Below are 20,301 nucleotides of genomic sequence, written 5' to 3'. Positions count from 1 at the left end.
ACCTAATCACTTTACTTTATCTGACGGTATATTAGACTAGATTCCTGATATCTGTTGTAAAAGCAGATTTTGTGAGATGACTAGCACGCCTGAGCAATTGATTACTTCACACTGAGCAAGGAATTATTGGGCCGATGGAACAGCTACGAATGAATGAAGAAAAGTTGCGACTCTTTGTTGAATATGCCCCGGCTGCCTTGGCAATGTTTGATCAGGAGATGCGCTACCTGTATGTCAGCCGTCGCTGGCTGACGGATTATCAATTGGGCGACCGGGATCTGCAGGGACTGTCGCACTATGAAGTCTTTCCTGAAATACCGGACCGGTGGAAAGAACTACATCGACGTTGTCTTGCAGGAGAGGTTCTGACTTCTGATGCTGATCGCTTTATACGTGCCGACGGATCGGTACAGTGGTTGCGCTGGGAGATTCGTCCCTGGTTCTCGAACAATAGCGAGGTTGGCGGCATTGTCATTTTTTCCGAGGACATCACCAAGCTGAAGCAGGCTGAATCTGCCCTGCGTCGTTACGAGCTGCTCTCCAAGTACAGCCGCGACATCGCCCTGTTTATCCGGAGGGAAGATGGCCGGATTCTGGAGGCGAACGATGCGGCTGTCAGGACCTACGGCTACAGCCACGACGAACTGTCGAGCATGACGATAGGTGATCTCAGGACACCGGATTGTGCAGCTTCAGCCTATGCCCAGATGGATGAAGCGGATAAGCAGGGAATCCTCTTTGAGACCGTACACCGTACCAAAGAAGGCAGGGCATTTCCGGTGGAGGTCAGCTCCTGTGGTGTTGATATCGGTGATGACCGGATCCTGCTCAGCCTGGTCCGGGAGATCAGCAAACGCAAGGAAGACGAAGCGGAGCTGAAAAGAAACGCCGAAGTTGAACATGCCCGGCTGACTGAGCTGGAGGCGCTGATGCAGGCAGTGCCGGCAGCGGTTCTGATCAGCCATGACCCGCAGTGCCGCATCATTACCGGCAACCATACCGCCTATGAGCTGCTACGGATGGAATACGGCAGCAATACCTCCAAGAGTCATCCTGGTACCCATACGGACCACTTCAAGGTTTTGCAGAAGGGCCGGGAGTTGTCCATTGCAGAGTTACCGCTGCAACGAGCAGTAACAACCGGAATGCCGGTCTGCAACTTTGAAGAAGAGATTATCTTTGACAACGGTGACTGCGTCAATGTCTATGGCAATGCAGTGCCATTGAGGGGTGCCAACGGCAGCATAACCGGTGTAGTGGCCGCATTTATTGACATTGAACAGCTGGTGCAGGCCCAGGAAGAGGCTAGACAGGCAAAACTGGCTGCCGAGGCAGCCAATCAAGCTAAGAGCGCATTTCTGGCCAATATGAGCCACGAGATTCGCACCCCCCTTAACGGCATCATTGGCACCGCACAATTACTTGAATTTACACGGTTAACCAGTGAACAGAAGGACTATCTGGCCGATATCAAATCATCCTCCTGCACCCTGCTGTCACTGCTGAATGATGTGCTTGATCTCTCAAAGATAGAAGCGGGCAAGATCACGCTTGAATCCGTTGATTTCAGGCTGCGATCAACCATTGACGGCGTTGTTAACTCTCTAAAATCACTTGCCCAATCCAAGGGATTGTCGATAGAGGTACAAATTCCTGACAGTGTGCCTGACTATCTGAAGGGGGATCAGACACGTTTCAAGCAGATCCTGCTCAATCTGCTTGGCAATGCGGTTAAATTCACGGAAACAGGTGCTGTTTCTCTCTCTGTAACCGTCAAAGAACAGTATGAAGAGCAACTGCAGCTTGAGATCGATGTTAAAGACTCAGGGGTCGGCATCTCTTCCCATATGCTTGAAACAATTTTTGAACCATTTACTCAGGCAGAGGCCACCCTATCCAAAAAGCATGGCGGAACCGGTCTTGGCCTGGCCATATGTAAAAGGCTTAGTAACATGATGGGCGGTACGTTGTGGGCTGAGAGCGTAGAGAGGCTTGGGAGTACATTCCATCTTGTGGTGCCGTTCACTCAACGTGAAGTCCAAGGCGAAGAAGATGCTGATGCTACGGCCTGCAAGGTATTGCCGGAATGGGATGGTCCTCAATTACGTATTCTGCTTGCCGATGACCATGAAATAAACCTGAAATTTACCAGCAAGTTGCTAGAAAAATTTGGCCATACCGTCATCCTGGCCCACGATGGGCAGGAGGCGCTACAGGCATGGGAGCAGCATGATCCTGATCTGATTCTGATGGATGTAAGTATGCCGGTCTTGAGCGGTATTGAGGCAGTTGAAGTAATCCGGGAAAAAGAACGGACAACAAACCTCCATGTACCGATAGTTGCCCTGACAGGACATGCCACGCTTCAAATCAAGGAGCAGGTGTCAAATCAGGGGTTTGATGGCTGTCTGATCAAGCCGATTCCCCTGGATGTTCTGCTACAGGAACTACAGCGGCATTTTCTTTAATATTAACAGTAGTATCTGGTTTAAAAGGAGGGCAACTATGAAACTTTTTTCAAACTACACAGTTGGTGCCACCAAACTGCAGAACCGGGTCGTCATGGCCCCCATGACCCGTTCACGGGCCACCTATAATATACCAAATACCCTGCTGGCAGACTATTACGGTCAGCGCTCGGGCGCCGGGTTGATCATTACTGAAGGAACCTCGCCATCTCCCAACGGACTTGGCTATGCCCGGATACCGGGAGCATTTTCCGTAGAGCAAACTGCGGGCTGGCAGCAGATAGCTGATGCGGTCCATAGGGGTGGTGCCGGTATCTTCATGCAGTTGATGCATTGCGGCCGGGTGGGCAGCAGGCTCAATCTGCCGGCAGGTGCAGAGCTGGTGGCTCCTTCGGCAGTTGCCCTGGGGGGCAAGATCTGGACCGATAGCCAGGGGGAGCAGCCCTATGGCCAGCCCCGGGAGATGACGCCAAAGGATATTGAGCAGGCCATTGCAGAGTATGCACTGGCAGCAAAAAATGCGCTTGCTGCCGGACTGGATGGGGTTGAGGTACATGGTGCCAATGGCTATCTGATTAACCAGTTTCTGGATCCTGGTGCAAATCAGCGTAGCGATGCATATGGTGGTGATGCAGCACGCCGCAACCGGTTTGCCCTGGATGTTGCTGCTGCGGTGATCGCTGAAATCGGGGCTGATCGGGTTGGTATCCGGCTCTCACCCTATGGTGTCTTTAACGAGATGAGTGGCGACTACGACGGTATTGCTGAGCAGTACGTTGCGCTGGCTGCAGCAGCAGGCGGGTTGGGGCTGGCCTACCTGCATCTGGTGGATCATTCTGCCATGGGGGCACCCAAGCCGGAACCGGCCACTGTGCAGGCCATCTGTCAGGCGTTCCGCGCTGCCGGTGGCGGTGCGGTGATCCTTTCCGGCGGGTATGATGCTGCACGGGCCGAGGCGGACCTGCAGAGCGGTGCCGCAGACCTGATCGCCTTTGGGCGCCCTTTCATTGCCAATCCTGATCTGGTGGCACGTCTACAAAACGGCAATGAGCTGGCTGTTCCAGACCAGACCACCTTCTATTCACCGGGCGCAGCCGGGTATACCGATTATCCTGTCAGGCCGCTATAAGCCGAAGCGAGGGAGACCATGCAAACACGTATGATCAACAAGGTGTTTAAAAGCATTCCTACTCTGGAAGGGGCCGGTGTCCACCTTAAGCGGGCCTTTGGCTACCACCAGCTGCCGCTGTTTGATCCGTTTCTGATGCTGGATGATTTTCATACCGCTAACCCGGACGAGTATCTGGCAGGCTTTCCCTGGCATCCCCACCGGGGGATCGAAACCATCACCTACATCCTTGAAGGACGGGTGGAACATGGCGACAGCATGGGCAACAGCGGCGTAATCGGTGCTGGTGACGTGCAGTGGATGACCGCTGGCAGCGGCATCATCCATCAGGAGATGCCGAAGCTGAGCCCCAGCGGCACCATGTGGGGTTTCCAGTTCTGGGCCAACCTGCCGGCCAGCCAGAAGATGATTGCACCCCGCTACCGCGATGTCCCGGCTGCCACCATCCCGGTAGTAACCCTGGATAGCGGCGTCACCATTAAGCTGATAGCCGGGGAGGTGGCAGGCGTACAGGGACCGGTACGGGACATTGTTATCGACCCGGAGCTGCTGGACGTAAGCATGCCGCCGAACGCCGTCTTTGAACATGCCGTAACCGACGGCTACACCGTGGTGGCCTACCTGCTGGATGGCCAGGGCTATTTTGATCAGGGCCGTGATCCCTATGCCTACGACTATGCCGGCAGTTGCTGGCTGGATCTGGAGCGAGGCTGTTCCTTTGGCCCCGAGACAACCGTACTATATGAACATCAGGGAGAGGGGATCAAGGTGATTGCCGGTGAGCAGGGGGTGCGCTTCCTGCTGCTGGTCGGCAAACCGCTGGGTGAACCGGTTGCCTGGCAGGGACCGATTGTGATGAACAGCCGTGAAGAGCTGCGCATCGCCTTTGACGAGTATCATAACGGCAGCTTTGTGAAGTAGTACAGGGCGGCGGGTAATGGGGAGAGATACGGGCGTCTGACTCAGGACGCCCGTTTTTTTGCGGCTAACCAGCAGGATTAAGGCGAAGTGGAAACGGGCTGCTATACGTTCTTTTTATTCCTCCTCCGGCAGATATTCCAGTAGATCACCCGGCTGGCAGTCCAGATAATGACAGATCGCCTCCAGCGTAGCAAAGCGGACCCCTTTGACCTTGCCGCTCTTCAACAGCGACAGGTTTGCCTCGGTAATGCCGATCTGTTCGGCCAGATCCTTTGATTTGACCTTGCGTTTTGCAAGCATGATATCCAGGTTGACGATAATAGGCATGCCTGTTCCTTAAATAATCTGATTGTTTTCAGCCTGAAGACGATAGGCCTCATCCATTACCATACCCAGCATCTGCACGGCACAGCCAACAATCAACAGATACAGGTCAGCCGTACTCAGACCAACTGAGATGGCCAGTTTTCCCTGTACTGCAAAAGATAACAGGGCAGACAACAGCGATGTATAGAGCGCATTTGCCGCACCCAGCAGCAGCAAGCCCCTGCCAAACCGGCGATACAGGATACCGGTTTCCAGCCTGAAGATCTCTCCCCTGCCATAGGCCCCACAGATACGATACAGCGCGGCAAGGGCGTAATAGGCCGCTGCCAGCGGAATCAGCTCTACCCCAAAACAGGCCAGCCGGATACCGGTGGACACGCTGCTGTCACCAACCTGCGCTGCCAGTGTTGGCGGTAGCCAGGCCACCATATGTGTGGCGGTCCAACGTAGCACGGCAATCCCCAGCGTCAGCAACCAGAGCGCCATAATCGTCCACTGCAGGGTGCGGCTTGTTTTGGTTAGGCCCTGTTGTTTCATCGCAATCATATCCCCCAAATAATTATTGTATTACAATACCATTCAAAGAGAAATTTCAACCACTGAGATGGCTGCAGACCGTAGTATCTGGAGGATACGCAATGGCTTCAACACGTAAGACAACAGTTTTACTGGTGGCTGGTCTGATTGTGACAGCAGTGTTCTGCAATGCTCAGGAAGCGGTGCAGACTGAGAAACCAAAACCGTCGGTTATGCTATTGCCAACAACGCTTCCTCAGCCTGCAGGTGATCCACTGCTTGAAACCGTTGATAAAAGGCCGACCAGACAGGTTACTGAAACGCCCTGGTTCTGGCGGTTTATGGAAGGGATGGCAATCGGCGCGGCAACCTACAATACCCAAAAGCAGAGCGATGGCCGCCCGCAGACGCCAAGCACGGTTAAGCCATAAGAAGGAGCGTTCAAATGCACCACCCATTCAAAAAACCTGTATGCCTGCTACTGCCGGGTTTCCTGTCACTCATCCTGCTTGCGGGCTGTGCAACGCCTCCGGTCAGACCGGCAACGCTGGTTCCCGGTGAGTACGGGTATCTTAAGGAGCAGATCAGTTGGCTGATCCGCAAGGAAATGAACCGCAACAACCTGCAGGGGCTGTCAATTGCCCTGGTTGATGACCAGCAGCTGGTCTGGGCCGAAGGGTTTGGCTCTGCCGATACCGCTGCCAAGCTCCCGGCTACAGCGGATACGGTCTACCGGATCGGCTCGGTCTCCAAGCTGTTCACCACCATCAGCGCCCTGCAACTGGCGGAGCAGGGAAAACTTGGGTTGGACAGCCCACTACAGAACGCTATCCCTGATTTCTCACTGCGCAGCCGTTTTAGCAATGCTGCCCCCATCACCCTGCGCAGCATCATGACCCACCACTCCGGCATACCGTCTGATTACCTGAAAGGGATGTGGACCACTGCCCCCCAGCCGATCAGCACGTTACCGGCCTCCATCAAGGAGGAGTATCTTGCGTTTCCGCCCAACACGGTTTTGTCCTACTCAAACCTCGGTATGTCGCTACTGGGGCTGGCAGTGCAGAACATAAGCGGCCAGGAGTTCTGTGGACACCTGCAACAACAGTTGCTGCAGCCGCTGGGAATGCAGCAGACAACCTGCGCTCCTGCCATACCCCGCAGTGCGCCTGCATCCAAGGCCTATAGTGGTGATGAAGAGAAGGTTGAACCACCGCTGCGGGATACACCGGCCGGTGGCCTGAACAGCTCGGTCAGCGACATGAGCCGCTTTATCCGCATGATTCTGGCAGAGGGAGAACTGAATGGCCGCAGGATCATCAAGCCGGAAACCGTGCGGGAGATGCTGACCCCCCAAAACAGCAGCGTAGCCCTTGATCGCGGCTTCCGCATTGGTCTGGGCTGGATGCTGGGCGGCCTGGGTGGCTCAATATCCAGCAGGCCGGTACGGTTGCCCATCACGGTGGCGCCACCCTGTACCACCGCGCCCAACTGGTGGTGCTGCCCGAGGTCAAGCTGGGTGTCGTTGTCCTGTCTAACACCGATACTGCCCAGCAAAGCGTGAACACGATTGCCACCGAAGCCCTGAAGCTTGCGTTGGAGATCAAGACCGGCCGCAAGCAGCCGGAGCGTCCGCAGCTGCCAACCGGCAACTATCTAAGCAGTGAAGAACTGCAGGCCTATCAAGGCAGCTACGCCACCCAGGCCGGACTGGGCAGGCTGGAGGCTACTGACGGTTATCTCAAGGCATCACTGATGGATCGCTCCTTCCGTCTGGTGCCTCGCAGCGATAAGCAGTTGCAGCTGCAGTACCGCCTATTGGGGCTGTTTCCGATTAACCTGGGGGAGCTTAGCCAGTATGGTGTTGGCCGTGCCCTGGTGGATGGCCATGAGCTGCTGACGGTAGCGGATCAGAATGTTGAGCTGGTCATTGGCGAGAAGGTCAAGCCGGTGCCGTTGTCACCTGCCTGGCAGCACCGGCTGGGCAACTATCGTATTGCCAACCTGGGTAACGACACGCCGTTTGCCGATGAGATTACCCTGCGGGTGGCAGATGGTCTGCTGCTGATAGACTACACCTTGCTTGAATTCGGTAAGGCCAAAGTCAGCCAGGTCATCAGGCCAGTTTCAGACAACAAAGCGATAGTTGCGGGGCTCTGGCGCGGTGCCGGTGAAACCATCCGGGTGGTCAGGGAAAACGGGCAGGAACAGCTTGTTTTTGCGGGCTATCGTTTGCAGCGCACTCCCTGATTTTGTCGTACGAATATGCCGTTGGCATAACGGCCTTGGTGACCACGGTGCAGATTGTGAATTGACGATGTGCACCGTGAAGCTAACAGATCTAGTAGACGTTTATGATGACAAAAGGCACACACTCTAGTATCCTGCCACTATGAAACATTTCCGATGGAATCATCAAAAAAATGCAGCGCTAAAGGCTGAACGGAATATCACCTTTGAGCAAATGGTGCTTGCCATTGAAGCAGACGGCTTGCTTGACGTGGTACAGCATCCAAACAGGGATAACTATCCACATCAGCTCATCTTTGTCGTTAATTACGAAGATTATGTCTATCTGGTGCCGTTTGTTGAAGAAACGGACTACTACTTTCTCAAAACTATCATTCCAAGCCGCAAAGCAAAGCGGGATTACCTGAAGCGAGGTACGTTATGAAAAAAATCACACTGGATACCTATGAACAAGAGATGCTTGAGTCATTTGAGCATGGCAGCATGACCTCGGTGATTACCTCACATGATCAACTGAAAAAATATCGTACTGCGGCCCGCGACACGTTCATAAAAGACCGTCGTGTCAATATACGCCTGTCAACTCCAGACCTTATGGATATTCAGGAGAAGGCGGCAGAAGAGGGGCTCCCCTATCAAACCTTGATAGCCAGCATTCTTCATAAGTATGTATCTGGCAAATTGGTTGAAAAGCCTGTCCGACGGTTCACGGCAAAGTCGCCTCGGACCGGCTTGCAGCACGCTGAGTCGTAGCGATACCTCCATTGTCGGTTGATAGGCCAGACACAGAAGCGCACCGCACAAGCAGAAGGAGCAGATCAATGAAGCAGAGAAAACTCGGTACACAGGGATTAACCGTTTCAGCCCAGGGGTTGGGCTGCATGGGGATGTCAGATTTTTACGGCGAGCGGGATGAGGCAGAGTCAATTGCCACCATCCACCGTGCCTTTGAGCTGGGGGTGAATTTTCTGGACACCTCGGACGCCTATGGCCCGTTTACCAACGAAGAGCTGATCGCCAAGGCGATCAAGGGCAAGCGTGATCAGGTGATTGTAGCCACCAAATTTGGCCTGCTGCGCAGCGCACAGGCTGCCCCCGGCGGCGGCTGGGCACCGGTGACCGGTATCAGCGGCAAGCCGGAGTATGTTAAATCCGCCTGCGAAGCCTCACTGAAGCGGTTGGAAATCGACTGTATCGACCTGTATTATCAGCACCGGGTGGATGCCGATGTGCCGATTGAAGAGACCATCGGTGCCATGGCTGATCTGGTTCAGGCAGGCAAAATCCGCTACATCGGCCTGTCAGAAGCCAGCCCGGCAACCATCCGGCGTGCCCATGCGGTGCATCCGATCAGCGCGTTGCAAAGTGAATACTCACTCTGGACCCGTGACCCGGAGGATGAAGTGCTGCCCACCCTGCGGGAATTGGGCATCGGCCTGGTGCCCTACAGCCCGCTGGGCCGGGGCCTTCTGACCGGTCAGTTGAAAAGTCCGGACGACTTTGCAGCAGACGATTACCGCCGCAATTCACCCCGTTTTATGGGTGAAAACTTCCAGAAAAACCTTGATCTGGTGGAGCGGATCACGGCAATCGCCTCAAAAAAGGGGATTACTCCCGGTCAGTTGGCCCTGGCCTGGGTGCTGGCTCAGGGTGATGATATTGTACCGATCCCCGGCACCAAGCGTCGCAAGTATCTGGAAGAAAATATTGCTGCCGGTTCCGTGGTCATAACGCCGGAAGAGCTGGCAGAGATTGCAGCGGTCTTTCCCCGTGGCCTGGCCAGCGGTGAGCGCTACCCGGCCTACATGATGGCGTTTATTAACCGGTAACAGGCAGGATGTGGCAAGTGGCTGCCCAAAGCGGTAAACCGCTTTGGGGATCAAGGGCTGTCCGGCAGACAGATAAACACGGCAATGGTAATGGCAAATACTGTGGGGCGATAACCGGTAGCATCGGTTGGTTGATCCGGCATAAGAGTATCCCGGCGGTCATACGGTCTAGGAAGGTATTTTTCTATCCAGACTGCGGTACTGAATCGCTTCTGCCAGGTGTGGCTCATGAATCGCTTCTGAGCCGGCCAGATCTGCAATGGTGCGGGCCACCTTGAGAATGCGGGAATAGCTGCGGGCGGAGAAGCCCAGCTTGTCTCCGGCCAGTTCCAGCATCCGGTGACCGGCAGCATCAAGCTCGCAGTGTTTTTTGATCAGGCGGGCATTCATCTGGGCGTTGCAGTGGACTTTGCTCCCCTTGAACCGTTCAAGTTGCACCTGTCGTGCCTGTAGTACCCGAGCGGCAATGACGGCGGATGACTCAGTCTCGCGCGTGTCAGACAGGTCGCGATAGGCCACGGCCGGGACTTCAACATGCAGATCAATCCGGTCCAGCAGCGGGCCGGAGATGCGGGAACGATAGCGTTTGATGGCAACCGGGGTGCAGGTGCAGGCATGGGTCGGGTCGCCCAGGTAGCCGCAGGGGCAGGGATTCATGGCTGCCACCAGCATGAAGCGGGAGGGGTAGGTCAAGGACTGCAGCGAGCGTGAAATGGTGACCTTGCCGTCTTCAAGTGGTTGGCGCAGCACTTCAAGAGCATTTTTCTTGAACTCGGACTGGGAATCTCCAATATTGTGTGATTTTCTCCAATATTGCCCGCTCACAAAGATCCGCCTCCCTCCAGATATCACCTGCTTTCCAGACGAGTTATAACGCACTTGTCTTATAAGCACCACTAAATCATCATTACTTCTGACCATGAACATCAGATGCTATTCATAGCGTTGGACAGGTCAACAACAGTCTCTCACTAAGCCTAGTCAGCCTTTTGGTCGCCTTCCGATTCTTCACAGCCATGGCCTTGTGCTGCCCAGCCCTCCCCAATTCATGGGGTAAGCACCTGGATGTCTTTGATCGGGTCAAGATTAAACCGTTTCAGAATACGGCGTTCTTCGAGGTGCCGTAAAACAGATTGACAGTTGGCTTGACACATGAATTATCAATAGCTATCATCTGACATACATTTCATATGAATGCTGTCAGAGGATATTGTGCAAGAACTTACCTCCCGCCAAAAAGAAGTATTGGATTTTGTCTGCCGCTTCCGTGACGAACATGGTTGTCCGCCCACCCTACGTGAAATTTCCGAACAGATTGGTACCAAAGGCACTGCTACTGCTAAACTGCATCTTGAGGCTCTGGAGCGCAAAGGCTACATCTCACGCCGCCGTGAAGGTTCGCGGGGCATTGCCCTGAAGCACACCGGTGCTACCCCGGTTCCTCTGCCACTGGTTGGTACCGTCCGTGCCGGGCAACCTGAAACAGCTGTTGAAGAGATTCAAGGATATGTTTCAGTTGATCCTGCCTGGCTGAAGGGAGAAGGTAACTTCCTGCTGCGGGTCAAGGGAGACAGCATGATCGAAGCAGGTATCTTTGATGGTGACTTAGCCCTGATAGCTCCCCAGCCCACTGCTGAAAATGGCCAGATTGTGGTGGCATTGGTTGATGGTGAAGCAACCCTGAAACGGTTCTTCATGGATACCACCTGCATCAAGCTGATACCGGAAAACAAGCATATGCAGCCGATTGTTATTCGTAAGGGCAGCGCTGAAACCTTAGTGGTTGGCAGACTGCTCAAGACCATCCGCTCCTTTGAATAGCCATGCCCGGTTCACCTGTCCGTATAGCCGTAGTCTTTGAACCAGGCAAAAAAGCCAGACCGGTCTGGTTTGAACTGAATCGTCAGCAGCACAAGGTTACGGAAACCACCTACCACTGGAAAGACAGTATCGGCAGTACACAACTGCTGCATTATGCGGTTACTGACGGTGAAGGTCTCTATGAACTGGTATTCAATCCCTTTGACCAATCCTGGACCATTCAGCATCATCCCACTGAGTAATCCCCATGTCTGACCGTGTCGTCATGCATATCGACATGAATGCCTTCTTTGCCTCGGTTGAACAACAGGCCAATCCAGAACTGCAGGGCAAACCGATTGCAGTTGTTGGCGCCAGCCACCGCACCGTCATCACCACCTCATCCTACGAAGCCCGTAAATTCGGGGTTAAGACCGGTATGGCCATCTGGGAGGGGAAGCGGGTCTGCCCTGACTTGATCATTGTGCGGGGTGACAACAAAAAATACACCTACACCAGCAGCAGGATCGTGGAGATGATGAAGCAGTATACCCCGTTGGTAGAAGTATTCTCCATTGATGAGGCCTGGCTGGATGTGACACACTCTCTGCAACTGTTCGGTTCTGCAGAACGGATCGCCTACCTGCTCAAGGCACAGATCAAACAAAGCTTCGGTATTACCTGTTCTATCGGTATAGCCCCCAACAAACTACTGGCCAAACTGGCCTCTGATATGCAGAAACCGGATGGACTGACCGTCATACCGCCTGACAGGGTAGCCCAGATTATCGAAAGGCTCCCGGTGGGTGACCTCTGCGGGGTAGGAAAGAAATTGCAGAAACAGCTGGCCCTGTACTTTAACATTCATACCTGCGGCGAGCTTGGGCGAGCAGATGAAAAGCACCTGGCCAAGAAGTTTGGCATCATTGGTCGACAGCTTAAGCAGATGGGCCAGGGGATTGATACCAGTCCAGTTATTCCACAGGAAGATGAAGAGCAGGTCAAAAGTGTCGGTCACTCCATGACCCCACCCAAAGATATTGAAAACCGTGATGCCATCCTGAGAAGACTGCTGCAGCTCTCCGAGATGGTTGGCAGGCGTGCCCGCAGGTATGGCCTGGCCGGCAAGACCGTCAGTATCTATGTCAGGTTGGGTGACTTCTTCAGTAACTTCCAGAAACAGACCACCCTGCCCACCCCGGTTAACCTCAGTGACGATATCTACCAGGCAGCTATCAAGCTGTTTGACAGTATGGGAATTGACCAGCCGATCCGCCTGCTGGGGATCAGTATCTCAAACCTGCATGAACAGCAGAACCAGCAGCCCTCTCTGTTTGAGTCAGACAGAAGAAAAGAACAGTTGGCCATGGCTATGGACGCGGTCAACAACAAGCTGGGGGATTTCAGTGTGACCTACGGCAGCTTGCTGGATAGCGAAGAAAAGGGCTCGCACGTTATTTCGCCGGCTTGGCGGCCAGAAGGCATCAGGAATGTGGGGGTTAAATAAATATCATCACCTATGACACTCGCTGGGGAGGGTCTGCTGTCATACTGTGATCAAAGCTGAGAACCTTGTGCAGGAGGCCCGCCATGAAACGCCGCACTCAAGGCAAAGAAGCAGAGATCAATGCCAAGCTGCCGTTTGTCCGTGACCTTGTTAGAAACGCCCAGCGCACCATGAAAGCCGGGCAAACAGACCTGGCCCTTGCCTATTACTGTGCTGCTCAGGAACAGTTGCCACTGCTGTTCAGCATTGGTGTGAAGGCTGCCAGAATCGCCCGAAGCAAATACCGGTTACAATTCGCCCAGATGCTTGCAGACAAGGTGTCATCAGAATCGTACTTATGTGATTACTGGAACCAGAAAGCCCACACAATTTCAATCGAGTGCATGATCCGCCGTATGATGCCATGGCTGGATTATGGCCTTGCCCCCAAAAAGGTATTCTCGTTTCAGGGTGAAGGTGGCTATGCCAACCTGTTTGAGCTGGTTAAGAACCCACACCTACCTCAAAGAAAAAAGGTCTTACCCAAGACAGAAAAGGTCTTTGACCGGCTTGGCAATGATCTGCACATCTACTTCAAGCTGAATACCTCCACACTGTTTGGGGAGTTCGACGGCCTTGATTTCCCTGTCTGCTGGATGACTAAATACACAAAAGATCTTACTGCCGCACTGGACAACATGTGGGGCTATCTTGCGCCTGAACGCCATTATGCTGATTTCAGTCAGGTTACCATCGGCAGTGATTACGCACCGGCCATATCACGGTACATGCAGAAGAGATTCGATAAGAAGCTCAGTGAATGCCACTTCAAAACAGCCAAAACTGAGCCTGTATGGGACTGGCCGACACGATACCTTGAAATTCTGGCAGACACCCCAGAACCGTGGATGACCGAGCACAATGCCATGCTCAAGAGCATCAGAGGCAGCTACCCGTCTGAACTGGTCGAGGCAGAGGAAAAAGCCTACAAGGAATATCTGGAAAGCTTGAAAACCAACTATTAGAGATAGGGAGTCCATTTCCATGACATCAGATGCATTAGTAATCGCCCTCGACCTGGAAGGCACCCTGATATCCCATGCATCCACCATGGTTCCGAGGCCCTGTCTCTTTGAGTTTCTGACATTCTGCCATCAGAATGCCGGGCGTGTTGTATTCATGAGTTTTGTTGACGAAGAGCGTGGCAGACAGATACTGAACCAGATGTCTGATCAGGGACATATGCCGGAATGGGTACGTTCAGCTGAATACTTTCACGCACAGGGCGGCAGACCAGGAGCAAAGGATCTGCGACAGCTGGGAGTTGATCCAGAACAGACGTTGCTGGTGGATGACCAGCCACAGGTGCTGCCACGGGAGCAACAGCATCGCCTAATTCGGGTGCCGGAGTTCAGGGAACCGTTTGATGATGACGGGGCAGTGCTGAATGATGTGATGGAACGGATTCGGCAGAAGTTGGAGAAATTCCCAAGCCAGGTGGTGCGATGGTGAAACAGACACAAACGAGATAAATGTGGAGGCACATTATGGCGATACGCACATTTTGCAGAAAAACAGAGGATAACCTCCCGATGGCGACGGCCCTTCTGGAAGAGGGAGACGGTCTGCTTGCCGCAGGTGAGGAGTTGAAGGCTCTTGATTGCTACATCCGGGCCGCCGACATGGTTCGTTCCATTCCGGTTACGTATGCTCGCAAGGCAGTGGAGCTCGCACTGGCCTGTATCGATGACCCGCTGGGGATCGAGAACCGGAGGATAGCAGGCTGTTTCGAACTGCTCTCCCACAATGTGGGGGATGACGGCGACGAGGGCATTGAAACGGTGATGAAACGGTTTGAAGAGATCTTCGACACTTGGCGTTCTTTCAACATCGCCCCGCAGCAGCACCTGATACTCTCCGGAGAAGGGGGGAAAACCTACCTGCTGGAACTGGTCTGGAATGAGGGGGGCGAACTGGATGCGTCGGTGCGCGACATCCCTGGCATCAGGGAGACGGTAATGGCCTACCTCGCCAGGGGGCCGGTCTACGCCGTTACCCTAGATACCCTCTATGGCTGGCGGCCGTTCGAGATGCACCCGATGCTCTCCAGCGACGATGAGATCAGGGCGGCGCTGCCCTACTTCGCGCGGGGCGGCATTAGCTACGTATCGCCGCGGCTGCGACCGATCATTCTCGAACTGTTGGAGATGCGGGGGAAAAAGTGCAACGATACAGAATTCCCGAGACTGCCCTTCATACCGGCAACCATGAACTGGTATGATAACTGCGGCTACCTGGGGAACGGGATTGGCAGGCTGGAAGGGCTGCCGGAATAACAAACAGCAGGAGGGTGCAGATATTGAACACTGCTGACCTGCACCTGCAGGATGGGCGCACCGTCTATATGCACTGTTGGGGTGGGGTCGGCAGGACTCACCCGAAACCAGGGAGCAGGAACGCTACATCATCACCTGAGGAGCGGGAAAGTAAAGAGTTTGAGACCATGGACGCTCTTTGGGGAGGGTCCTGCTGTATGATCTTCCCCAGCATCCGATTATCCGGTTAACAGGAGGCATACCGTGCAACTGATTCAGGATGAAGTGAAAGCCCGCAGACTGGCCCGGGTAATGATGGACAACGTCGAGCAGTATAACCCTGCACTTGTCAAAATGGGTATTGAAGAAGGTACCATCTTTGAGCTGCTTCACGACCAGATTGAAGAGGCACGGGTTGAATTCAACATGTGGGTGATCCCTGAACTGACTACATCCAGGCTGTTTGACTATGCCATCGTAGATGTACTGGTTAAGCGGGCTTACAAGCACAGAGAGGCTAAGTAACTATAGATGAACCGTTACGCCATAGGTGACATACACGGTGGTATTCAAACCTTTTGGGCCTTGATACGGAAGATAAACCCGAAACATGACGACCGGGTCTATCTGCTTGGTGACTACATAGACCGCGGCCCGGACAGTAAAGGCGTACTTGATGCCATAATTAGTATGCAGGAGTCAGGGTGCGACATCAGACCTATCAGAGGTAATCATGATGACATGTTGTATCGAGCTGCCACTGAACAACATGACGACTACTCATGGTATTGGATGAAGGGATGGGGATTCCATACACTTTCAAGTTTTGCTATCGATAGCCCTTCAGAGTTACCTGCAAAATATGTGAATTTTTTAGAATCACTGCCGCTGCTGCACAAAGAACAAAATTTCATACTGGCACATGCAGGTCTGGACATGACAAAAACCAACCCAATTACTGAATCAGCTCCGGCAGATATCCTTTGGGGAGATAAAATATCTCCCGGGTTGATCAGTGATTCTTTTAATTACCGGTTGATAACTGGCCATACGGTTCGCAAGATGACAGATATTCAAGATTCTTTGAGCACAAACTGGATTTGTCTCGATAACGGAGCATTTGTTGATCTCCCCCCTCAACGCGGCCACCTTATGGCACTTAACCTTGACACAATGCAGCTCACTGCACAGCCCTGGCTTGATGGAGAGGCAATTTTATGATGAAGGAATATGATAATGCCAGTAACAGGCAATGATTCAGAAACGTTTGGGGATATCATTGCTGTCCGACCTGATGCTGTACCAAACGAGATTGTAGTCAGACCGTGTGGTCTCATGCCGCCACTTTTATTGATTATTCAATGCAGATAGGGCTGTCAACAGGAGGTTGCTCATGCGAACCATCAAGACCCCAAAAGGTGAAGTACAACTATTCCCCATAGAGCGAGACCTGTTTATACGGATCAGGCAACAGCTTCCCTATGGTATCGTCGGTATGCAGAAGCAAGGGTGTACTGAGATTGAATACGGTATTGTCATGCAATGCGATGACGAAGAGGTTTTTGGCATCAAGCTGCAACCGGTGGATGGTGATGAAGAACAGGCTCACCATCTTATGCAGGCAAACAGCATCCTGATTACCCATGCACTTCCGATCTACCTGCAGAACGGTTTTGATGGTGTCATGCTGCCTATGCCCTACCTGCGGGATAAAGGTGGTTGCTTTGAGTCCGGTATTGCCATGTTTATCTTCCCGGATCCGGCTGGAAAGGAAGCCCAAATGGATATTCCTCTTAGCGGTGCCTTCGACAACCGCTTTGGCAAGGGCTGTTCAGTTATGCTGACATCATTCATTGATGCACTGAAGCAAAGTGCCAGGGAAACCGGCATAAGCCTTTACAGCGTTATCGGTATGGAACCTCGCCCAAGGATGCAGCTTGGATCGCTATCATTTGGTTACCTGGCGACAGGAAATACTCTGGTAGCGGTTAAAACCACCATCAGCGACAGAGACTTCTCCTGGACACTCCTTCATGATGCGGGCATTACCAGAATACAACATATGCCATCACGTCCTGCTGGCATTACAAAGGATGATCTACGCATCTCCAAGCCAGAGCAGCATGTTTGACCATGAGTCAATCGTAGTGTATACAGATGTTTCATCCTGACAAACCGGATTGCATTGGAGTTCTTCGTGGGGGATCAACTATTTCTTGAACGGTTTATCTGGTTTGATCATGAAACCCGTCATGGCCGTTTTCCCAATGCAACTAAACTGGCTGAACAGTTTGAGCTTTCCACCAAAACCGCCCACCGTTCCATTGATTACTTTCGTGATCGTCTGCAGGCTCCGCTGGAATATGATGAATCCCGCAAAGGCTACTTTTACACCGACCCAACCTTTCAACTTCCAGTTACCAGGCTCTCTGCTGATGAACTGCAAGCGCTGCTGATAGCCCGTAAACTGATTACCGAAGCCTCTGCTGGTAGCCTGGGGGATGAGCTGGGACATATTTCAGCCCGGCTTGGAACCCTGCTGGCGGCCAATCTGCCAGGCAGGACCCATCCAGAAGACGCCTTCAGCTTCAGGTGGAAAGGGATCAACCCCACTGATCCAATTGTTTTTCAGAACGTCACCACCGCCTTAATACAGGGCAGGCTGCTGACCTTCTGCTATTACTCCCCCACCTCATCAGCCTGCACCATGCGGACAGTAGAGCCACACCACATGGTTAACTACCAGGGCACCTGGCATCTGATAGCCTTCTGCCACCTGCGTAATGAATGGCGGGATTTCGTGCTGGGTAGAATGACCATCTGCAAGGTTGAGGCAGAAGAGTTTACCATCCGGCCAAAGGATGAATGGCAGCCGTTTTTAAACGACACGTTCGGTATTTTTCAGACAAAACAAAGCTTTAACGTCAAGCTCAAGTTTTCACCAGAGCGCAGTCGCTGGATACGTGGTGAAGTCTGGCACGAAGGCCAGACTGAAGAACTGCAGGAAGACGGCGGTCTGCTCCTGACTATCCCGGCATCCCATGAGGCAGAGATCATGATGGAGATACTGAAGCATGGCAGTCATGTGGAAGTGCTGGAGCCAGAGTGGTTGAGGGAGAAGGTAATAGGAGAGCTGACAGCTGCCTGCCGGATGTATTCAAAAGTTTGAGGGAATGCATAGCCAATATACTTGCAGCATCTTAAAACCTTAAAGTCGGCTTAATAACTGATAAATTTAGTGGTGGATAAGATTAATATAATGTCCACAGAATTAAAGTGCTTTATCAGGGGCTTGCAAAACTGCGTAGCATGGTGTGTTTGAAAAACAGGATTCTCCAACGGGCATTTAGTGATAACTCATAACTAGCGGCGGCACACAGACGCTGGCACGCTGGTGAACCTTGTGACGTTCCCCCGCCCTTGTGGTCGGAGTGACGGTTCGCTGTGTCCCAAGAGTCAATAAGAATCTTCAAATTTATGGTTACCCGAGGCCCACATGCCGATAGATCTACAAGACACAGGCTATGAAGATACTGGTATTGAAGCAAGATACACAGAACCAGTGGTAAGTCATCTTTTTAATGGTCAATTTTCAATTGAGCAAGCACTTCAAAAGCTCCGCACAAAACTACTTGATACTTCAACAAGAAATCGCCTTGTCAGCTACAGATACCCAAAAGGGAAATCAATACAGTTTGTTAATTCTCCAAACCTAAACCTCGTTTTCAACCGTCTCACCGAAAGCAAATCAATTGGCATCAGCTTCGTACAAGAGCCTCCAATAGGTAGCTATATTCAGAAAAAGCCCGATGTGAAAAGCATTGCGGAATCACTGGAAATAGATGTCGAAATCGATTTTCCGCCTGAATCATGCGCCCCCACTAATCACAGGCGTTTGACGAACTTGCAGGCCCTTTTCTACCCGCAAGACCTTGATAAGATATGCCGAAAAATTGCAAGCGAGGCTCGTACAGTAATCGAGGAAACCGGCACAAATATGTTGTTCCTTGTTTTCGGATTTCTTGAGTTCTATGATTCCGATGATTCAGATAAACCGATTTATGCGCCATTACTTGCAGTACCTGTTACGCTAAATCGTGGGGAAATTGACCCAGTAACCAGAACCTATTTGTATTCAATAAATTATTCTGGTGAGGATGTTCATTCAAACCAGACTTTGAATGAAAAGATGAAGCAGGATTTCACTCTCAACCTACCAGAATACGACGATGAAAAAGATATAGGAGAATACTTTACTGCAATCTCTCAGGCTGTAATAAACAAGAACCGGTGGAAAGTCCGATACCAGCTTACTCTGGGTTTTTTAAGTTTCGGCAAGTTGGCAATTTGGGCAGACCTCGATCCTCAAAAGTATTCAGGTCTTTTGACTCACCCATTATTGAATGAAATCTTTTCTGGAGGCAGAGGAACCGGAGTAGGACAATCAGCTGAAGATTACGAAATAGATAGCAATCCTCAAAGCGAACTCCCTCTAATCTATGATGCCGATTCATCACAGCATAGTGCGATAATAGACGTTCTGGACGGGAAGAACATCGTAATCAACGGCCCTCCCGGAACCGGTAAATCACAGACAATTACAAACATTATTGCTTCAGGGCTGAATGCAGGCAAAACCGTACTGTTCGTTTCAGAAAAGCTTGCAGCTCTTGAGGTTGTGCGGGATCGGCTGACTAGAGCAAATCTCGGTCATTTTTGTTTGGAACTGCATAGTCACAAGACTCAGAAGAAAAAGCTGTTGAGCGACCTGCAAGACCGTATCGACGCCAATTTTGTTTCTCCGCAACAGTTACAAAGCCGTATTACAACACTCAACCGTCACAAGAAAGAACTCAATAGGTACGTTGAATTAATATCTAGCCGGATTGGTAACGAACTTGGCCTGACAGTCCATGAAATATTCTGGAAATCAGAGCGATTTCGGCAAATCAACGGGGAGTTGGTCAATACTCTTACATCGTTAAACTACCAAAAAGCTGAGAACTTAACGTTAGACGATATTGCGGATTTGCGTACAAAGGTTGAAGTCCTGGGGCAGTTATACTCGACTGTCAAAAGCTACGATTCCAATCATCCATGGTGGGGCTTTTTCCCCAAACTCCTTGCACCAGGTGATGATTCAGCAATCAGTCGTATAATTAATGAAGCCAAGACTCTTGCTGAATCACTATATATTTTGACAATCGAATTTCAAGAGCGGTTTTCGTTCTCGCAGGAACCATCACTTGATACGCTGTTA

At 52.1% G+C, this 20,301-nt stretch carries 23 protein-coding genes; 20 read left to right on the top strand and 3 right to left on the bottom strand.

What is annotated here, in order from left to right; all coding sequences use genetic code 11:
• Positions 1–134: 134 nt before the first annotated feature.
• The 3 genes from OEL57_RS03120 to OEL57_RS03110 are packed head-to-tail and all read left to right on the top strand — an operon-like array spanning position 135 to position 4,518.
• Positions 135–2,468, top strand: a complete 2,334-nt coding sequence (locus OEL57_RS03120; protein WP_300736929.1) for a PAS domain S-box protein — start codon at positions 135–137, stop codon at positions 2,466–2,468.
• 37 nt (positions 2,469–2,505) lie between these two features.
• On the top strand, positions 2,506–3,597 hold the full coding sequence (locus OEL57_RS03115; protein WP_300736927.1) for an alkene reductase: 1,092 nt from the start codon (positions 2,506–2,508) through the stop codon (positions 3,595–3,597).
• Between the two features lie 18 nt (positions 3,598–3,615).
• Positions 3,616–4,518, top strand: coding sequence for a pirin family protein (locus OEL57_RS03110; RefSeq protein WP_300736924.1), 903 nt, complete (start codon positions 3,616–3,618; stop codon positions 4,516–4,518).
• A 114-nt stretch (positions 4,519–4,632) separates the two neighbouring features.
• Here OEL57_RS03110 and OEL57_RS03105 read toward each other — a convergent pair whose 3' ends face one another.
• Both OEL57_RS03105 and OEL57_RS03100 read right to left on the bottom strand, forming a co-directional pair.
• Positions 4,633–4,845 (bottom strand): helix-turn-helix domain-containing protein, encoded by a 213-nt coding sequence (locus tag OEL57_RS03105; protein ID WP_300736922.1) that lies wholly within the window; start codon positions 4,843–4,845, stop codon positions 4,633–4,635.
• Positions 4,846–4,854: 9 nt separating this feature from the next.
• On the bottom strand, positions 4,855–5,382 hold the full coding sequence (locus OEL57_RS03100) for a DUF2975 domain-containing protein (RefSeq protein ID WP_300736920.1): 528 nt from the start codon (positions 5,380–5,382) through the stop codon (positions 4,855–4,857).
• Between the two features lie 101 nt (positions 5,383–5,483).
• On the opposite strand from OEL57_RS03100, the gene OEL57_RS03095 reads away from it, so the two are divergent.
• The 6 genes from OEL57_RS03095 (at position 5,484) to OEL57_RS03070 (ending at position 9,440) form a co-directional block, all read left to right on the top strand.
• Positions 5,484–5,792, top strand: coding sequence for a hypothetical protein (locus OEL57_RS03095; protein WP_300736917.1), 309 nt, complete (start codon positions 5,484–5,486; stop codon positions 5,790–5,792).
• A 14-nt stretch (positions 5,793–5,806) separates the two neighbouring features.
• Complete coding sequence (locus tag OEL57_RS03090) at positions 5,807–6,925, top strand: serine hydrolase domain-containing protein (RefSeq protein WP_300736915.1); 1,119 nt, start codon at positions 5,807–5,809, stop codon at positions 6,923–6,925.
• A complete protein-coding gene (locus OEL57_RS03085) occupies positions 6,922–7,611 on the top strand; it encodes a hypothetical protein (RefSeq protein ID WP_300736913.1) in 690 nt (229 codons plus the stop codon). Before OEL57_RS03090 ends, OEL57_RS03085 begins: the two co-directional genes overlap by 4 nt.
• A 142-nt stretch (positions 7,612–7,753) precedes the next feature.
• The gene (locus OEL57_RS03080; RefSeq protein WP_300736912.1) at positions 7,754–8,035 is read left to right on the top strand and encodes a toxin; all 282 of its coding nucleotides are present in this window, start codon (positions 7,754–7,756) and stop codon (positions 8,033–8,035) included.
• The gene (locus OEL57_RS03075; protein ID WP_300736910.1) at positions 8,032–8,364 is read left to right on the top strand and encodes a hypothetical protein; all 333 of its coding nucleotides are present in this window, start codon (positions 8,032–8,034) and stop codon (positions 8,362–8,364) included. The genes OEL57_RS03080 and OEL57_RS03075 overlap by 4 nt, the downstream gene beginning before the upstream one ends.
• A 68-nt stretch (positions 8,365–8,432) precedes the next feature.
• Positions 8,433–9,440: an aldo/keto reductase gene (locus OEL57_RS03070; protein ID WP_300736906.1), complete on the top strand. Its 1,008-nt coding sequence runs from the start codon at positions 8,433–8,435 to the stop codon at positions 9,438–9,440.
• Between the two features lie 168 nt (positions 9,441–9,608).
• Here the strand turns inward: OEL57_RS03070 and OEL57_RS03065 are convergent, their stop codons facing one another.
• A complete protein-coding gene (locus OEL57_RS03065) occupies positions 9,609–10,265 on the bottom strand; it encodes an ATP-binding protein (protein ID WP_300736902.1) in 657 nt (218 codons plus the stop codon).
• A gap of 387 nt (positions 10,266–10,652) precedes the next feature.
• Between OEL57_RS03065 and lexA the strand changes: the two genes are divergently transcribed.
• The 11 genes from lexA to OEL57_RS03010 all read left to right on the top strand — a co-directional run.
• Positions 10,653–11,261 carry a transcriptional repressor LexA gene (gene lexA, locus OEL57_RS03060; RefSeq protein WP_300736899.1) on the top strand — a complete coding sequence of 203 codons (609 nt, stop codon included), beginning with the start codon at positions 10,653–10,655 and terminating at the stop codon, positions 11,259–11,261.
• Positions 11,262–11,263: 2 nt separating this feature from the next.
• On the top strand, positions 11,264–11,503 hold the full coding sequence (locus tag OEL57_RS03055; protein ID WP_300736897.1) for a hypothetical protein: 240 nt from the start codon (positions 11,264–11,266) through the stop codon (positions 11,501–11,503).
• Between the two features lie 5 nt (positions 11,504–11,508).
• Entirely contained in the window at positions 11,509–12,747 is a 1,239-nt protein-coding gene (gene dinB, locus OEL57_RS03050; protein WP_300736893.1) for a DNA polymerase IV, read from the top strand.
• Positions 12,748–12,830: 83 nt separating this feature from the next.
• On the top strand, positions 12,831–13,751 hold the full coding sequence (locus tag OEL57_RS03045) for a hypothetical protein (RefSeq protein ID WP_300736890.1): 921 nt from the start codon (positions 12,831–12,833) through the stop codon (positions 13,749–13,751).
• Between the two features lie 19 nt (positions 13,752–13,770).
• Positions 13,771–14,238, top strand: a complete 468-nt coding sequence (locus OEL57_RS03040; RefSeq protein WP_300736887.1) for an NIF family HAD-type phosphatase — start codon at positions 13,771–13,773, stop codon at positions 14,236–14,238.
• A gap of 35 nt (positions 14,239–14,273) precedes the next feature.
• Positions 14,274–15,062: a hypothetical protein gene (locus OEL57_RS03035; RefSeq protein ID WP_300736884.1), complete on the top strand. Its 789-nt coding sequence runs from the start codon at positions 14,274–14,276 to the stop codon at positions 15,060–15,062.
• A gap of 243 nt (positions 15,063–15,305) precedes the next feature.
• Positions 15,306–15,566, top strand: a complete 261-nt coding sequence (locus OEL57_RS03030) for a hypothetical protein (RefSeq protein WP_300736881.1) — start codon at positions 15,306–15,308, stop codon at positions 15,564–15,566.
• A gap of 6 nt (positions 15,567–15,572) precedes the next feature.
• Entirely contained in the window at positions 15,573–16,262 is a 690-nt protein-coding gene (locus OEL57_RS03025; protein WP_300736878.1) for a metallophosphoesterase family protein, read from the top strand.
• A gap of 172 nt (positions 16,263–16,434) precedes the next feature.
• Entirely contained in the window at positions 16,435–17,172 is a 738-nt protein-coding gene (locus OEL57_RS03020; protein ID WP_300736875.1) for a hypothetical protein, read from the top strand.
• A gap of 66 nt (positions 17,173–17,238) precedes the next feature.
• Positions 17,239–18,210, top strand: coding sequence for a helix-turn-helix transcriptional regulator (locus tag OEL57_RS03015; RefSeq protein WP_300736872.1), 972 nt, complete (start codon positions 17,239–17,241; stop codon positions 18,208–18,210).
• A 327-nt stretch (positions 18,211–18,537) separates the two neighbouring features.
• On the top strand, positions 18,538–20,301 hold a 1,764-nt coding region (locus tag OEL57_RS03010; protein WP_300736869.1), incomplete at its 3' end, for a DUF4011 domain-containing protein.

Origin of the sequence: Trichlorobacter sp. (assembly GCF_030247655.1) — a bacterium.
GTDB lineage: Bacteria > Desulfobacterota > Desulfuromonadia > Geobacterales > Pseudopelobacteraceae > Trichlorobacter.
Note: the sequence above shows the minus strand (reverse complement) of the source record. Positions and strands in the feature narration are given on the sequence as shown.

What these genes read in the sequence shown, in the direction of transcription:
- OEL57_RS03120 (WP_300736929.1), top strand. Translation starts at nt 135, where the DNA reads ATGGAACAGCTACGAATGAATGAAGAAAAGTTGCGACTCTTTGTTGAA.
- OEL57_RS03115 (WP_300736927.1), top strand. Translation starts at nt 2,506, where the DNA reads ATGAAACTTTTTTCAAACTACACAGTTGGTGCCACCAAACTGCAGAAC.
- OEL57_RS03110 (WP_300736924.1), top strand. Translation starts at nt 3,616, where the DNA reads ATGCAAACACGTATGATCAACAAGGTGTTTAAAAGCATTCCTACTCTG.
- OEL57_RS03105 (WP_300736922.1), bottom strand. Translation starts at nt 4,845, where the DNA reads ATGCCTATTATCGTCAACCTGGATATCATGCTTGCAAAACGCAAGGTC.
- OEL57_RS03100 (WP_300736920.1), bottom strand. Translation starts at nt 5,382, where the DNA reads ATGAAACAACAGGGCCTAACCAAAACAAGCCGCACCCTGCAGTGGACG.
- OEL57_RS03095 (WP_300736917.1), top strand. Translation starts at nt 5,484, where the DNA reads ATGGCTTCAACACGTAAGACAACAGTTTTACTGGTGGCTGGTCTGATT.
- OEL57_RS03090 (WP_300736915.1), top strand. Translation starts at nt 5,807, where the DNA reads ATGCACCACCCATTCAAAAAACCTGTATGCCTGCTACTGCCGGGTTTC.
- OEL57_RS03080 (WP_300736912.1), top strand. Translation starts at nt 7,754, where the DNA reads ATGAAACATTTCCGATGGAATCATCAAAAAAATGCAGCGCTAAAGGCT.
- OEL57_RS03075 (WP_300736910.1), top strand. Translation starts at nt 8,032, where the DNA reads ATGAAAAAAATCACACTGGATACCTATGAACAAGAGATGCTTGAGTCA.
- OEL57_RS03070 (WP_300736906.1), top strand. Translation starts at nt 8,433, where the DNA reads ATGAAGCAGAGAAAACTCGGTACACAGGGATTAACCGTTTCAGCCCAG.
- OEL57_RS03055 (WP_300736897.1), top strand. Translation starts at nt 11,264, where the DNA reads ATGCCCGGTTCACCTGTCCGTATAGCCGTAGTCTTTGAACCAGGCAAA.
- dinB (WP_300736893.1), top strand. Translation starts at nt 11,509, where the DNA reads ATGTCTGACCGTGTCGTCATGCATATCGACATGAATGCCTTCTTTGCC.
- OEL57_RS03045 (WP_300736890.1), top strand. Translation starts at nt 12,831, where the DNA reads ATGAAACGCCGCACTCAAGGCAAAGAAGCAGAGATCAATGCCAAGCTG.
- OEL57_RS03040 (WP_300736887.1), top strand. Translation starts at nt 13,771, where the DNA reads ATGACATCAGATGCATTAGTAATCGCCCTCGACCTGGAAGGCACCCTG.
- OEL57_RS03035 (WP_300736884.1), top strand. Translation starts at nt 14,274, where the DNA reads ATGGCGATACGCACATTTTGCAGAAAAACAGAGGATAACCTCCCGATG.
- OEL57_RS03025 (WP_300736878.1), top strand. Translation starts at nt 15,573, where the DNA reads ATGAACCGTTACGCCATAGGTGACATACACGGTGGTATTCAAACCTTT.
- OEL57_RS03020 (WP_300736875.1), top strand. Translation starts at nt 16,435, where the DNA reads ATGCGAACCATCAAGACCCCAAAAGGTGAAGTACAACTATTCCCCATA.